Source organism: Lawsonia intracellularis PHE/MN1-00 (assembly GCF_000055945.1).
GTDB classification, from domain to species: Bacteria; Desulfobacterota; Desulfovibrionia; order Desulfovibrionales; family Desulfovibrionaceae; genus Bilophila; species Bilophila intracellularis.
In genome coordinates this window covers 821,184-837,193 of sequence record NC_008011.1, presented here as the reverse complement: position 1 = coordinate 837,193, position 16,010 = coordinate 821,184, and the positions used below count along the sequence as shown (strand labels likewise).

At 31.4% G+C, this 16,010-nt stretch carries 12 protein-coding genes; 8 read left to right on the top strand and 4 right to left on the bottom strand.

Annotated features, from left to right (window positions below):
* Positions 1 to 74 precede the first annotated feature (74 nt).
* The 5 genes from LI_RS03665 (at position 75) to LI_RS03645 (ending at position 6,309) form a co-directional block, all read left to right on the top strand.
* The gene (locus tag LI_RS03665) at positions 75 to 560 is read left to right on the top strand and encodes a hypothetical protein (RefSeq protein WP_015353762.1); all 486 of its coding nucleotides are present in this window, start codon (positions 75 to 77) and stop codon (positions 558 to 560) included.
* Between the two features lie 152 nt (positions 561 to 712).
* Positions 713 to 1,885, top strand: coding sequence for a hypothetical protein (locus LI_RS03660; RefSeq protein WP_011526751.1), 1,173 nt, complete (start codon positions 713 to 715; stop codon positions 1,883 to 1,885).
* A 228-nt stretch (positions 1,886 to 2,113) separates the two neighbouring features.
* Complete coding sequence (locus tag LI_RS03655; protein ID WP_015353761.1) at positions 2,114 to 3,265, top strand: autotransporter outer membrane beta-barrel domain-containing protein; 1,152 nt, start codon at positions 2,114 to 2,116, stop codon at positions 3,263 to 3,265.
* 1,649 nt (positions 3,266 to 4,914) lie between these two features.
* Positions 4,915 to 5,529, top strand: a complete 615-nt coding sequence (locus LI_RS03650) for a hypothetical protein (protein ID WP_011526749.1) — start codon at positions 4,915 to 4,917, stop codon at positions 5,527 to 5,529.
* Positions 5,530 to 5,709: 180 nt separating this feature from the next.
* Positions 5,710 to 6,309, top strand: a complete 600-nt coding sequence (locus tag LI_RS03645) for a hypothetical protein (protein WP_011526748.1) — start codon at positions 5,710 to 5,712, stop codon at positions 6,307 to 6,309.
* 444 nt (positions 6,310 to 6,753) lie between these two features.
* On the opposite strand, the gene LI_RS03640 is transcribed toward LI_RS03645, so the two are convergent.
* Both LI_RS03640 and LI_RS03635 read right to left on the bottom strand, forming a co-directional pair.
* Positions 6,754 to 7,911 (bottom strand): hypothetical protein, encoded by a 1,158-nt coding sequence (locus LI_RS03640; RefSeq protein ID WP_011526747.1) that lies wholly within the window; start codon positions 7,909 to 7,911, stop codon positions 6,754 to 6,756.
* Between the two features lie 313 nt (positions 7,912 to 8,224).
* A complete protein-coding gene (locus LI_RS03635; RefSeq protein WP_011526746.1) occupies positions 8,225 to 8,632 on the bottom strand; it encodes a CesT family type III secretion system chaperone in 408 nt (135 codons plus the stop codon).
* Between the two features lie 751 nt (positions 8,633 to 9,383).
* Here LI_RS03635 and LI_RS07350 point away from each other — a divergent pair.
* The 3 genes from LI_RS07350 (at position 9,384) to LI_RS07685 (ending at position 10,326) form a co-directional block, all read left to right on the top strand.
* Entirely contained in the window at positions 9,384 to 9,701 is a 318-nt protein-coding gene (locus tag LI_RS07350; protein ID WP_113622400.1) for a sodium:solute symporter family transporter, read from the top strand.
* Positions 9,702 to 9,976: 275 nt separating this feature from the next.
* Positions 9,977 to 10,141: a hypothetical protein gene (locus LI_RS07520; protein WP_155800198.1), complete on the top strand. Its 165-nt coding sequence runs from the start codon at positions 9,977 to 9,979 to the stop codon at positions 10,139 to 10,141.
* A gap of 62 nt (positions 10,142 to 10,203) precedes the next feature.
* On the top strand, positions 10,204 to 10,326 hold the full coding sequence (locus LI_RS07685) for a hypothetical protein (RefSeq protein WP_257616133.1): 123 nt from the start codon (positions 10,204 to 10,206) through the stop codon (positions 10,324 to 10,326).
* A gap of 419 nt (positions 10,327 to 10,745) precedes the next feature.
* On the opposite strand, the gene LI_RS03625 is transcribed toward LI_RS07685, so the two are convergent.
* On the bottom strand, positions 10,746 to 13,748 hold the full coding sequence (locus LI_RS03625) for an autotransporter domain-containing protein (RefSeq protein WP_011526745.1): 3,003 nt from the start codon (positions 13,746 to 13,748) through the stop codon (positions 10,746 to 10,748).
* Positions 13,749 to 13,931: 183 nt separating this feature from the next.
* Positions 13,932 to 15,761 carry a glutamine--fructose-6-phosphate transaminase (isomerizing) gene (gene glmS, locus LI_RS03620; protein WP_011526744.1) on the bottom strand — a complete coding sequence of 610 codons (1,830 nt, stop codon included), beginning with the start codon at positions 15,759 to 15,761 and terminating at the stop codon, positions 13,932 to 13,934.
* Positions 15,762 to 16,010 lie beyond the last annotated feature (249 nt).

Genomic DNA, 16,010 nt, shown 5'->3' with positions numbered 1-16,010 from the left:
TATTAAAGTTTCTTACAACTAAATTTATCTGTAAAAAGAGTTTAAGAGCAAGATGGTTAAAAAAAGAACTGATTTTGACAACATTTTATTTACTTTGTTTGTTATGTGGAAAGAGTAAAGTATTTGCTTCAGATAGAGAAAGTAGTGATAGACAGCATGTTAAACAAGTGAAACAACCTCTTCATCATTCTAAACATAAATCACATCAGCCTTCAGGAAAAGAAATACAAAAAAAAGTAGAGAAAATTGAAGAAGCAAAAAAATTATTAGAAGATCTTAGATCACAGCAGGTTAGTACTCATGAAACAAAAGAGGGGTTAAATGCCTCCTTTCAAACAGTTAAACAAGCTCAAACAGTACTTGGGATTTTAGAATCAGAGCTTAAAGAAATGTTAGGAAAATATTTTTCTAGTGTTAGTTCAAGTGAAAGGGATGAGGATTTAAGTAGTCATACTATAAGTAAACAAAAAGGTAAGACCGATCCACATAAAATAAAAAAAAAGATCTTACAAAGGCAAGAGTTGAGCTTGAGAAGTGTGTTACAAGATATAAGGAAGTAAATAAAAAAGTTGAGAGAAATCCTGATGATCCTAGATTACAGAAAAAGTTAAATGAAGCTGCCAGTAATGTAGAAAGTGCGGAACATAGACTACATAAACTGGAAGTAGCATATAGTCAAGAAAGACAACAGCCAGTCCCAGAAGGGCAACAAGTGAGAGCACCTTTTGCTTCAGCCAGTCCTTCTTCTCTAGTTAGCTCTTCTGTTATTTCAACGGCAACATTATCAAGTGTAGTTTCAAGCTCTTCTGTGGTAAAAGTAACTCAAGAGGTGGATAAACCATTAACTAAAAGTTCAAGTAGTAAGATGTCTGTGAAAATAGACTCAACAAGTAATATTTCAACAACAACAACAACAACAACTACTACTACTACTACACAAGACTCCTCTATAAAACAGGCACCACTAGTACCTCAAAAGCCTCAAAGATTAAGTATTCCCTTAACTACCTCTGTAAAACTAACTACATCAAATAACTCTGATAATGATGAAGACTGGGGTGATGATGGTTGGGATGCTCCTCATCCTGAAAGTAGTGCTGTAGAGCATGGAATGAAACAAGATTTTTTAGAGCAAGGACAGTCATTGTTTTCTTCTGTTTTAAATGGGACATATTCTAGGAATACTATAAGCGAAAGGGGAGAAAGAGATCAGTCATCTGCTTCTCCCTCAGCAAGCTCTTATCAAAATGGACGTTTGGTGGATTCATCTAGTTCTTGTCCATTAAGTCTTCATCAGGAGGGAGAGCCTGGTGATTCATTTGATACTGCTAAAGCCAAACTGGAAGTCTTTATGCAAAAACGGCATGAGCCACCACAGCAGCCAACAAAGAAGCCTATAGGTCCAAGAGATGAGCCAAACAATGCATTTAAAGAGGCACAAAGTAAACTTGGTGCTTTTTTTTTTAAAGAAGAAGGGTGGAATGCACAAAGCTTAAAAGAGCCTTTAAAGCCGACAGGAAGACAAAGTGAAGACTATAAAAAGAATAGAGCTGCTATGGAGCTTTTATTTGCTGGAGTGATTGCTCAACATCAAGATATACAAGATTATCAGAGAGATAGGTTATCATCGCCATCATCATTATCTTCTTCTTGTTTGGTTGAAAATTATGAACAAGGAAGACAAAAATGGCTTAAGCTTAAGGAAGACCTAGAAAAAGGAGAAAGAGTGTATGAAGGTATGTATGGTTTTTTCCAGATTTCCAATCAAAATGAAGAGTTACGTGCAAAACTTTTTGCTATACATAAAAAAAATGAAAGTTTGAAATCAGAATTAGAGTCTCTTGGACAAGAGTTAGAAGATATGTGGCATAGGGGGTTAGTGTAGGTTTCTTCTGATATTGATACTGATACTGATAACAGTGAAGGTTCTGTTAGTGATAGTGCAGACGAATTTGATGATAAATTCGATGACAGTGATTTCGAAGATGATTTTGATGATAGTTCCAGTGACATTACTAGTTATACTAGTGATACTCAGGATAGTTCAAGTGATCTAGATAGCAGTGATAGTTCAAGTGATCTAGGAAGTGAAGGTGATTGGAGTGAATTTATTTTGATAGATTCTGGTTCTGGAAATCCTCTTGGGAATATGGCTCCAGCTCCAGGGTTTGGTGCTAATAATATTCAAGGACAAGGAGATAGTAGACAATTATTAGAGAAAGTGAAGGATTTTTTAAACTTATTAGTATATCAAGATAAAGATAAAAAACCAACACAACCTCAATCAGGCTATAATGTAATAGCAAATCAAGGGTCTGTAAAAGGACTGAGTTATGTTATACATGGAGCTATACAAGAAGTACAAAATTCTATGAGAGTGTTAGCATTAAATATGAATACAGCACGATTAACATCTGAGAAACCATTCCGTATATTTGGTTCACTCAGTGGACAAGCAAGTAGTCAAAGAAATAGCGGGGCTTCAACACAAGCTGGTGTAATGTATGCTATACCTATGTTTCCAAAATTATGGGTTGGTACAGCTATATCTCAAGGTAGGGAGAGAAAAAAAGAGTATCAAGGAGTAGATATAGCAAAAGCATATGGTGGAGCTAAAGCTAAAACAGAAACAAATCAAGCTTCAGTTATTGCTGCATGGAATGTAGCTGAACCAGGGCTTATGGGATATGTTGAAGGCACATTTGGATGGGGTGAAACAAAAAATACACGTGTATTTACTCATGCTGGTGAACGTATCACAACTAAAGGTGCAGCACATACTTCAACAAATGGTGGCATAGCACGTGTAGGGTATAATATAGAAATTACTCCAATGATGATGCTTACACCTTATGCTGAAGTATCTATTGCAACAGCTCGTTGGGATTCATATAAAGAATCTGGTCGGATATTACCCGCAAAAATAAGTGCAACTAGAGAACATGTTATTGAACATAGAGCTGGATTGAAAGTCGATTGGCATATTTCAGATGTTTGTAAAATCCAAGCATGGGGGGCTGCTATTTTAGGAGAGAGAAATAATACAGGTGTAACCGCAAAACCAATATCATTGTATTCAGTAAGTATCTCAAGCGGTAAAGATAAATCAAGATATAAACAGCTTGAAGTTGGAAGTAACATTGATTTTAAAATTACTCATAATTGTGGAGTTGGTGTTAATGTTGGAATCCGTACAAAAGATGGTGAAAAAGATAAAAGTATAAAACCTCAATGTATGGGAATTCATTTCTGGTACGACTTTTAAGGTAAAATGGTTGAGAGTTGATATGAGAGAAATTATATATAATACAGCAAGATATAAAGAGATAGATTGTTATAGCTTATTAATTAATAAACGTGAAATAAAGGTTATAGAGAATACATAAGAATAAATATTGGTAGGGGTTACTATGGAGTAAATTTTAGTAATCTACTTAGAAGTATGCAAGATATTTAACTTCAATTTTAGAGTGCAGTTTGTGGATAGATATTTTTATAACAATATTTTTTTGAATCTCTTTCTTTACTATAGGTAACTTATCTAGTTTTAAGAGTTTTACAGATTGACAGATAATCTTTTATTGGTTGAGATATCTATTTATTTTTGATTTTTTAACATTATTAATGATGAGTAATATATAATTTAAGGAGTATTCCTTAGATTATATTTTTATTTAGATGAGTTTTAATTAAAAAAAGAAAATATTGATTATAGTTTGTAACAGGTAAAAAAAAGTTGCTTTCTTATCAATAAGATATTGTTAAGCTTAATATTAGTCTTTATCAATATGTCATCAAATGTCTTACTATCCCTTAGGAATACTTTTTCTATAAACCTCCATGGTTGAATTGTATTTTCCCCTTCATGTAACTAAAGAAGAGCATTCTTTATATTAAGATGAGGAGAAATACACTATTTTTTGTGGAGTATAACTATAGTCTGGCTGAGTAAGGCTATTACTGAGAAGCATATTATGTTTTTTTTAACTATACATAACATAATGTACATTTTTATTTGCCCTCTACGAGAGAGTACAATATGTAGCTATGTATATTTTAAGAAACAAGCATAAAAATATTTATATAAATATGTAATCAGCTGTTAAAAAGGTAGGAATATCTTTCAAGATATTTCTACCTTTTTAACAGCTGATTACAATCAATTTTTTGACTTAGTAAACATTATGCTAAAATACATCATAATATCTTATACTATAACTATACTATAACTATACTATAAAATTGTTTTTATACTTTCTTTAAAATGATAATAGCAAGATTAATTGATTTTGTTTTATTTCCTTCAATTTTTTTATGTATTACTTTAGTTAATCCCCTGAATTTTTATTAAGAAGTAGTTAAAGGTATACTTTATGCTAGAATTATTTTTTGTTGTAATTGTCCTAAAATTTTTTTCTGACCTGAAAAGGAAAATAGTAGGAGATAGTTACCTATGATTCTATCAAAGGTAATTAGTTATTTGTCTAGATAGCGTTAATACCAGTAAATGATTGTTGTGTAGTATGGACTATCTAAATATTAATTAGCTGAGTTATCGTTGTTTGGAAGAAGAAAAATGAGACAAGATTGTGATGGGTTAATATTTGGTGTGTTCTAACATGTGTATTTTTTATGAAGCAAAGCAGGGGAAAAAGATTAACGTCTATTTAGCAAAATTTACTGATTAATTATAAATTTTTTATAGAGTTATGACAATACTAGGATGTAGATGAAGATATATTAGTTTGCTTTTTCCATAACGACATTACCGTCTTGTAAAAATTTCTATGAGAGTAATATTAATGAGTTTTTAGTTGGGCATATAGTTAGGAGATACATATACTTTTTACATATCATATAGGATTGTTATTGCTCTACTTGATAGTATTCAACGTAAAGAAGTAAGAGGGTAAGATGAAAATTCAATTTAAACATAGCAGTAGTCATAATAGTGGAGTAGAAGAAAATGGTAATGCCACTGGTACTAGTAGTTCTGTAAAAAACAAATCTTTAGAGCCTACTAAAAAAGAGAGCTCAATTTTAAGCAAATTGCGTGCGTCATGGAGTAATACTCTTCAGAGGGTAAAGCATTCTACTATGAAAATGATTGGTGCTCGTACACATCAAGCTTTAAAAGATTATGATGCAAAAAAAGATACAACAGGTACTTCAGAAGGAAAGAAAGTAAGTAGTACACCAAGGATAGTTCCTCGTCACGAGAATACATCTGGACCATTTACATCAAATCCTGTTGATTCTCCAGATACAATTTATGCTACAGTTGTTCATCCTAGTACCCCTCTTGCACAGCGTCCGTTACCTCCTATTCCAGAAAACAACCCTTCATCAGAGCCTATTTATGCAGAACTTGATTTTACCCTTGGGCCTAATTCTCCTGGTAAAATGAAGCCTGTTATATACGAAAATTTAAAGAGTGTATCACCAGGTCCACATGTAACAGAACCCATTTATGCTGAAATTAAAACAACTTCTATCTCTACAAGTGGTAATAAAGGGAAGAATAACTAAAGATAGTTGAAATGAATGGAGTCAGTTAGGTAATTGTTACATAGAATTGGTTAGGTTAATAAATAGGACATTATTTGTTTGAGAATATACAGCTTAGATTATAATTAGTCCCCATAACAATGTATATTTATATATTAATAATATCAATATGTTAAAGTATATATGTGGAGGATAAAAGTAATGAAACTTTTTAATAATGGCCCACGAGTGACATTCGATGAAAATAGCAATTCCGGTTATTCCTATCCTCATGAAGATGACGTAACACACGAAGAGGAAAGAATTAACACTAAGTATGATCCAAATGCCATTCCTGGTAAGTCTATATTAAAACAGACTACTGGAGATAGAGGCGTTAGGTTTGATCAGAGTAGTAATAGCACGTATGTATATTCTCCAGGAAGTGATGTCAGAACTACATATGATCCAGATGCTGTTCCTGGTAAGTCTATACTAAAGAAAACAAAGTCTTCCTTTTTGTCAAGGATGGTTACATCGATTCAAAGTAGTCTAGGTAGGGTAGGAGCAGCTATTATTCATGGAGTGCAATATGTTGTTAATGGAGTTAAAGGATTATGTTCCTATAGGACTAGACAAGTTCAGTCAGAAGGTTCTAGTTTAAATCCAGGAGAGGGACAACATCATCAGCCAGAGCTAAAGCAAGAGCCAATTTATGTAAATTATCTGGATGTATCAGGCACTCAACAACAGAGCAATAAGACTTCTGTACAAGATAACAGTAAAGCACATCATCCATTACCATCTATTCCACAAGAGTAAGCTAGTGGTGTTGTATTGATATCTCTGTTGTGTTGTTTCCTTACTTATACTAGTTTACAAAATATAATGAAGGTAGTCAAAAATTCTTTATACAGAGGCTAAAATATTTTCTATCTTACAAAGTTAATGTAGAAAAATTTGTAATACGTTTTAATTAAGTTAAAAAAATAGATTTTATACGTTATTATAAAATATATGTTCTTAACGATATTTGTTATATAGATAGTATAGGTAATTATATATTACTATATAGTGATACTAGTAAAATTATATTATTTATATAACAGTATCATATCATTAGTAAGGCAATTTTTTATTTATTGCTTAGTACTATAATGAGGATATAATTATTAATAATTAAACAATGTAGTCAGCATATATTATATATAATTATTTTTACTATTTTTAATTATTGTAGTTAATTTTTTAATTACTCATTTATTATCACAATGTTAATCTTAATGCATTTTGAGGTATTCTATTTTTAGCATTTTTATGTGGTTTGAATATTATTTCACAAGAGTAATTTTTATTTACAAAAGGATAGGCAATACTATTGAAATATTGAAAGAATTCAGAAAAAGTTTGAGGAGCTTCTGAAATTGATGTTTTAAGTTGAAACTGACCATAATTAGGATCAAAATAATTAATTATAACTGGTTGGCTACTGTTATCAATATCTTCTCTCTCTTCATTTTTTAAAGGTGGTGTTTCAATAGAGACAGCACAACTATGTTTTTCTAGCCAATTTGAGCAAGATAAACTTAGTGTAATGGTTGCATATTTTTGGTTGAAACTAAGCTCACTTTCTAATAGGGACTTGATTAATGTCTTCCCAAAAGTAATAGGATTTTTCTCAGGTCTATCTTCACTAGCTATTGTGCCATAGGTTTCTTTTTCTCTACAAAAGTGAAATTTTGGTGTACAAGCTTCACATTCAGGTAGTAATTTAAAGTAACCAAACCCATCATTAGTATATAGTTCTCTATGTATAGTAATGCTGTTAGGTTCATTAGGAGGAAAACTATTTATTGTTTTCAATTGCTGGAGGCTTTCTTTCATAGAACTTGGATCATTTGCATTAATGATCATTTCTCGAATCCAAAGAAAACTAAGGCCATGACAAATACCATTGCTTGCTTGTTCTGTTTCATCAATGGAGAAACGGCATAATGTTCTGTAAAAATCACCTTTTATTTGAGAAAAAGGTTCTAAGCATACTTTTTGAAGTTTATTGTTATTATGAACTATGTCATATACTATTGAACTAGTAATAAGATTTATTATTTGTTTACTACTATTATTATTTTCTTTTAAAGTATTATATGCATGTATACCAACTGTTGTAATACCACCTGCAATAGTAGCTGAAGGTAAGGAAAGTGGTAAAGATAAAGAACCTACCCCTGCCCCAACAATACTACCAACAATTAAACTAGGCGTTCTGGAGAAACAGGTTTTCATTAAAGATAATCCTATATGATATTTTTGTTCCAATGCATTTTGAAGCCTAGCTAATTTTGTTTCTTCATTATTTATTGTCCAGTTAGGAATATTGTATGTGACTTGAGAAGTATTATGTGGACTAGTTATAGGATACATAATCACTACCTTTATTTATAGTTAAATAAGAATAAACATAAGGAGTTGATCTATTAGGTTAGTTGAATAATAATTTTTTATATGAGGAAAATCATATGTATCATTAATCTGGTAAGCTATAATTAGTAGATTTTGAATGCAACCCCAATAATTAATACATATATTTTGATATTTAAAAATTAGAAATAAAGAGTGATAAATAGATATTGGTATAGGAAAACAAACAACTCACAATGTGTTAGCATTGTAAGCAACAATAAGATTAATACTCTCTAAGTAAAAGTATATAATCTACTAAATATAGTAAGTAGTTTTATACATTTTCTTTCCAATTTACGATAAATCTTTTTTGATTTTCAACAGCAATTTTAAGAAAGAATTCAATCCATTGTTTTAGTAGTTGTAATGTGAGGTATTCTAAGGGGAGTTGTGCATTTTGTATAAGTGTTTTCCCTATAAGTCCAAGACTGGGCTTAGGAGTAGCTTTATCTAAAAGGGAATTTTCAATAAGTATATCTTGATACCATAATATACTAGAATCAAAAGGTTTTTCTCCTATTTGAGCTAGTAGTGTAACCCATTGTGTAGGTTGTTCAGCAATAATAATTTCCCCAAAGTCTTGGGCTGTTAAGACATAAGTTAATTCAGGTTGTTTATAAGATTCAATCCCAAGTTCTTTAAAAAAATCTTCCATAATTTGTTGGAAGTACTGAGAACTCATGAAACATTTCCTATATATAGTGGATATTATAGCTTATACTATTGTTTTTATTAATCTAACCTTCTAGTTTAGTGTATTTTGGTATTATTTAAAATAATAAATAAGATATCATAAAATAAGATATCATAGTAAGAAGTCAATATCAGTAATTTTTATTTTTTATAAAAATTATTAGGAGTAAAAAAAAATTAAATAAGTTTGTCTTTGTATAAACTGAGGACTCTCTCTAAGAAAAATGATTTTCTATGTCAAATAGTATAACTATAGAGTAAATAGTATATTATACTTATTTTTTATCTTTTATTTGTAACAAATTAACTATTAATATTTTATTCTAAAGATAGAATATCTTATTTATAATGTTTAGTTATTATTACTAGTTTTATATAAATTAATTCAATTAAACATTTTATATAATTAATATAAAGAAAGTTCTAATATTTAAGAAAAGTATAAATTTATGGAATACATTACTTCAATAGATATACTAATTATAGAACATTATCTTCTTATTGTATTTTTAGTTGGTATGATAGCTAGTCGTAATGTTAAAATCTTAATGAGTATGTAATAGCAGGACGTTCTTACCTTTCTTTAGTTTTATTTGTTACATTATCTATATTTTTTATTTGTGGCGGCTATTCAAGTGGTAATGCTGCTAAAGCATTTAGTGGTGGGATAGGTTTTGCAATAACATTATGGGGATTCTCTATAGCACTCTTTTTTATTTTTATGAAATTAGCTCCTAAAAATGGATAACTTTCGACATGGTATACCAGTTGGAGATATTATGGGAATTAATTTAGGTAAAAAAGGTCGTATTATTGCAGAAATTTTAGGATGTGTATTATGTACAGGTATTTTAGCCACTCAAGTTGGAGCTATGGGTGTATTGTTTAGTACATATACAAGTTTAACATCAACACAAGGTATTTTATTGGGTTGTGGTATTATAATTAGTTATACTATATTTGGTAGTATGCATTCAGTTGTATTAACAGATCTTGTTCAATTTACTGTATTAGTAATTATAATTCCTCTTTTTTATGGATTGGGCTTCAAGAATTAGGTGGAATTGAAGCTTTTTTAACAAAAATTTCCTTAGAACATACACAGATTTTTAATAATGAATTAACATCAATATTATTTATTGGATTATTTTTATCTTTTTTAGTGGGAGAATCTTTATTACCTCCATATATCCAAAGAATTTTGGACGTAATGCATCAATAATGTCTAAGGGGGTATTTTTTACTATCTTGCTTTCGATTCCATTTTTTTAGTTACAGGTGAGATTGATCTTTTATCTCCGGCTGTTAACCTAACAAAGGATGCTAACGAATTTTGAAAGTTATTCTTCCTAATAGGGCTAAGAGGGTTAGAGCTATTGCAGCTGTTATTTCAATTGTAATGTCATCCGTAGATGCTTTTCTTAATGCTACTGTTATATGTTTGATTCATGATGTAGCTGAGCCTATCTTTGCTCCTAAGTTAACTGAACATCCTTAAAGAGAAACCTTTGTTGCCAGACTCCTTTCATTATTAATAGGAATTAGTTCTGTAATTATTCTATGAGTATCCAAAATGTAATGGATATTCTTTTATTTTCTTATCAATTTTATGCTCCTTTAATTGTTGCTCCTTTGGTTATGATCTTATTAGGAAATCTTTCTCATGGGGAACTTTTGGCATAGGGGGCTATTTGTAGTTCAGTTGCCGTAATTATTATGCTTATTGGTGGTGGAGAACATGCTGCTAGTATAATAGAATTGTCATAGGTACAGCTAATAGGTATGAGTGCATTTTTTACTAGTTATTAGTTTGAACAATATGTAACTGAAAGAAAAGAAGTTACAACTTAATAGATAGATAGTGAGTTAACCATGTGTAATATAAAGCTAAGCTCACATCTTAGCATATAATAGTACTAAATAAATTAATTTAATTATATAACTATCATAAAGATATATCTATTAATATTATATAAGAAATAAAGATACAACTAATAATTAATAAATAGGTACTGCTTTCTATTTTAGTGTTTAAAATCCAACACAATATTGAAGGGTTACACAAAGGTTATTTTTTTTATGAAAAAAAGATTGATTATATTCTATTTGTAAACGTAAAGTTTGTTTAGAATCAAGTAAAAATGTTGTACCAACTCTAACAGCATAGTATTTTTTTTTTTTGTGTTGAAAGGTAACTTGAACTCTCCTAGATATGGTATAGTCCCAGTATAACTTTTATTATTTTGATGTATAATGTGTTTTATACTTCCTGTAAAATCTATGGTGAACCAGTTAGTTACTTTTCCTTCTAGAAGAGCAGCCGTTTCTACATTTGTTATTTGAATTCCTGCTTGGTTATAGGTAATTGGGAATTGAACTTGAGGAAACTCTTGATACTTTTTTCGAGTAATATTTATATGCTGTACACCAACAATTGGCTGGAGAGACCAATTAGAAGATAACATAAACCCATAACCAGCTTGTGCCTCAAATCCAAAACTTTTCATTTTTGTATGTCCTTTACCTTCTTCTGTATATGGTAGTAGTATTCGAGCAATCTTTACATCAGATATTCTTTGGGTTCCAGTTATTTTAAACTTAATTCCTGTAGACTGTGTTGATTGCTCATAGACACAATATAATGTTGTAAGCGGTTCTGAACATTTAATTTTATATTGATTATTGTATTTTGTTAGAGCTTTGTCCAAAGCAAGTCCAATTCTTAAATAAGGAGTAAATTTGAAAGCAACATTAACCATACCTATAGATTGAGATACTTTTGAGTCTTTAGTCGATAAATAACGGTTCCCAACATTTAAACAAAATCCATATGGACCAAATGTATTACAATCAGAGTTGAGTGCTTGGTTAATTTCTTCATAATTGTTTGCAAGAATATTTGATAACTGTGCTGCATCAAGTTCTAACGCTAGTGATGTATTATGTACATCAACAAGTTTTCTTGGGTTAAATAGGTGGTGAATATAAACTTCAGTTTCAGGAGTTACTTGTTGTGATGAAGATGTTGTTTGTGTACTTACTTGAGAGTTAGCTTGGTTTAATTGAGGATTTGTTGCTCCTAATCTCTGAATAATTTGTTGTTGCTCTTCTTCTTCTTCTTCTGGAGGTGTAAAGTTCCCAGAAGTATCAGGAGATTCAGTGTTAGAAGAATGATAGGTAGCAGAATTTCTTGAAGGTTGTTGAGGGGAGGAAACGTAAGAGCTATGTTGTAAGGTCCCATCTATTTGGTCAGGATTACTGCTAGAAGAGGTTTGTTGCTGTTGTTGAAATATTTCCAGCTTTGTTGCTACTGCTTGTAACCTTTGTAATATTGAATCAGGTCCACAAATTGGTGAGCTATTAGCGCTAGATTGTGGAGAAAGACAATCATTATTTTTTAAGCTGTTATCACTATTAGGCGTTGATAGATAAGATTTATTGGAAGAATGAACAGGAGGAGAGGTTATAACAGTAGAGGTATCATTACTAGATAGAGGGGTGATATTTGTAAGTTTATAAAAAGATGAAGGGAAGTGGCGACAATAAGAAGTAAGAGGGGTTGAAGTTGAAGGAGAGGCAGGAGGAGAAGCCATGACCATAGAGGTATCATTACTAGATAGAGGGGTGATATTTGTAAGTTTATAAAAAGATGAAGGGAAGTGGTGACAATAAGAAGTAAGAGGGGTTGAAGTTGAGGGAGAGGAAGGAGGAGAAGTATGGTTACTAAGAGAGCTTGTTTCTGAGGTAGGAGTGGAAGGATTACTAGTAATGATGCTGAAAGAGTCAGGTGGAGTATAATCAGGAGATGAAAGAGGTTGTTGTAATCTTATTACAGATTGTGGTCTTGGGGGAATATCAGCTATATTAGTACGATGGATAAAAGCATGAATAGCTCCATTAGAAGTATTACTATACCCACAAATTATTTGTCCATCTAATGATATCCCTGTAATAAAAGACTCCTCTCCACCTAATGTTCCAATATCAAGTATTCCTGTTTGATCTGTATGTATAAATCCATGCATTTTATTTTGAAAAGTATGTGCATTTCCAACTACTATAGTCCCATAATATGAAAGTCCTATGGCTTGAGACTGATTTCCTCCTAAGGTCCCTAAATTAACCATTCCTGTTGAGTCACTATACTTAAACGCATGTATATTCCCATTACAAATTGATGATTCTCCTATTACTACGTTTCCTAATCCAGATACTTTTATAGCTTTTGAGTAAGTACCACCTAATGTTCCTAGGTCATACATTCCTAATAGAGGTGTATACTTAAATGCATGGGTTGTTCCTTGATTTGTAGTTGAAGAACCAACAATAGTATCTCCATCAAGAGATACAGACTCTGCTATTGAGAATGTTCCGCCTAGAGTTCCTAGATCGAACATTCCCAATAGAGGCGTATGCTTAAATGCATGAACTTCACCAAGTGGAGTACTTGAACTGCCAACAATAACTCTTCCATCATAAGAAAGATCGGTTGCATATGAGAATGGTCCACCTAGAGTTCCTAAGTTAATTAGATTGCCTTGAGGAGTGAAAAATATTTGATCATTTACAAAGAATGTTGTCATTTTTTGGATGAAAGCTTGAACGTCACCATTTTCTGTCATTGAAGAACCTATAATAACTTTCCCATCATGTGAGATAGCTTTTGCGGTTGAGTCTTTTCCTCCAAGTGTACCAAGATCATATAATCCATGATGATCTGTATATACAAATGCATGGTTATGATTATTCCCTGGTATATCTGAATTACCAATTATAATGCTACCAAACTCACAACTTGCAATGGCAGTTGAATTTTTTCCTCCAAGTGTACCAAGATCAAACATTCTGCCTAGTTTGTATTTAAATGCATGCTTAGTGCCTAGGTAGGTATTTGAGAATCCAACAACAGTAAGCCCATCAGGAGAAATAGCACACGCTTGTGAGTTTGTTCCTCCAAGTGTACCTAGATCAATTATTGCATAGGAAGGATGTATAAAAAGAAATAGATGTACTATTGTATAAAAAAAGTAGATAATATGTGTTATTGATATCCTTTTTAACTTTAATAAGGAAAATATGATATAAAAATTAGTACAATAAGACATATATATATATATAGTAATTGTTGCTAGATATGTTATATAATAGCAAGATTTAGTTATAGATTATAATTGGAATTAGGTATCCTGTAACATAAGATAGTTTATTATGTTTATAAGTTAGTAGTATATAATAAATATATTACTAAGTTATAAAAGAAAAGTAAGGAGATAAGTAAAAAAGATTAGTTATTCTACAGTAACACTTTTAGCTAGATTTCTAGGTTGGTCTACATCTTTCCCAAGGTATCCAGCCATTTCATAACTAAAAAGTTGTAATGCTGAAAGGGTTACAAAGTTTGTAAAAAAACCTGCGTTTGGTATAGTCCATAAGTGATTTTCATTATATGTGTTAGAATGAAGAGGTGCATTCGTGAGTATAATAACTGGTCCATTTCGAGCTTGTATTTCTGCAATATTCGATTGAGATTTAGAAAATAGATTATTGTATAGTGCAATTACAACTGTTGGGAAATTTTTATCAATAAGAGCAATTGGGCCATGTTTCATTTCTCCAGAGGCATAACCTTCAGCATGAATATATGAGAGTTCCTTTAGTTTTAATGCTCCTTCTAGAGCTAAAGGGTATGCTTCTCCTCGACCAAGGAAAAAGAAGCTTGAAGACGTTGAGTAGCATTTTGCAAGTTCGTTAGCTTTATCCTGTATAGTAGGAAGTGATTGTTGTAAAATTTGTGGTAGTTGTTTTAAGTCAGATAAAATATTTTGTTGTAACTGAATATCTAAGGTTTTTTTTCGTTGACTATAATACAATGCAAGAAGAGCTAAAAGAATCATTTGACTACAGACAGCTTTTGTAGATGCTACACTTAACTCTGGTCCTGCTTGGGTATAAATAGTAGCATCTGCTTCACGAGCAATTGTTGAACCTATAACATTGCATAATGCAATAACTTTACATCCTTTTTCTTTAGCAAGTTTAAGTGCAGCTAATGTATCTGCTGTTTCTCCAGATTGACTAATAACTATTATTAGTTCTCCAGGGCTAGTAATAAGCTCTTGATATCGGAATTCAGAAGCAATTTCAGGTAGCGTTGGGATTTTTGCCCAACGTTCCAATATATTTCTTCCCCATATTCCAGCATGATAGGAAGATCCACATGCTACAACAATTATACGTGTTGGGATAGGTAAATTATCTAATTCTGGGAAGTAGATATGATCCGTTTCTTGATTAATTCTTTCAGAAAGACATTCTTCAATAACTTGTGGTTGCTCAAAAATTTCTTTAAGCATGAAATGCTTATAACCATTCTTTTGTGCTGAATGTTTATCCCAAGAGATAGTCTGAATAGATTTTTTTACAGGATTTAATGTAAATAAATCATTAACTTGCCATGAGTTATCTGTAATAGATATAATTTCATTATCTTCTAAGAATACAACTTCACGTGTATAATTTAGGAATGAAGGAATATCTGAAGCAATAAAATATTCTCCAGTACCGACGCCGAGAATAAGAGGAGCAGACATACGTGCAGCAAGTACCATAGAAGGATTATTCTCACTAATAAGGGCAACAGCATATGTCCCTTTTGCTTGGCGTAATGCCCATGCAAAACTTTCGATTAAAGAAGAATATTGTTTACATCCTTCTGCGATAAGATGAGTAAGAACTTCTGTATCTGTTTCTGATTTAAACTGGTACTGTTTTTCAGAAAGGGTATGTTTTAACTCATGAAAGTTTTCTATAATTCCATTATGAACAATGGCAATACCACATTCTTCATTTACATGAGGGTGTGCATTACACTCAGAGGGAGATCCATGTGTAGCCCATCGTGTATGGCCAATACCAACTGTAGAAAGCATTGGTGAATAGGTAGAGAGTTTTTTTTCTAAAGCATTAAGCTTACCTTTTGCTTTAACATGATAGAGCGTTTCCCCTTGGATAAAGCCTATCCCAGCAGAGTCATACCCACGATACTCTAGATGGCGAAGTCCTTCAATAATAACAGGGATAGCAGGTCTATGGCCAGCATAGGCAATAATTCCACACATTGAAAAAATCCTTAAAACGCATTTATTTTGGTTAACTAGAAAATATGCATATATTTATTATAATAATCATTAATTAGCTGGTTACAATATATAATAACAATTGTGTTAGAATTTATCTATTGTGTGAGGTTATGTTGATATTCATTACGATAAATTAGATTATATATTATAATAAGATATTTGAAAAGGGTAGTCTATCATAAAAGTTGACGTTTATATTCGTGTTTGTTATTTTTTCAAAATAATACA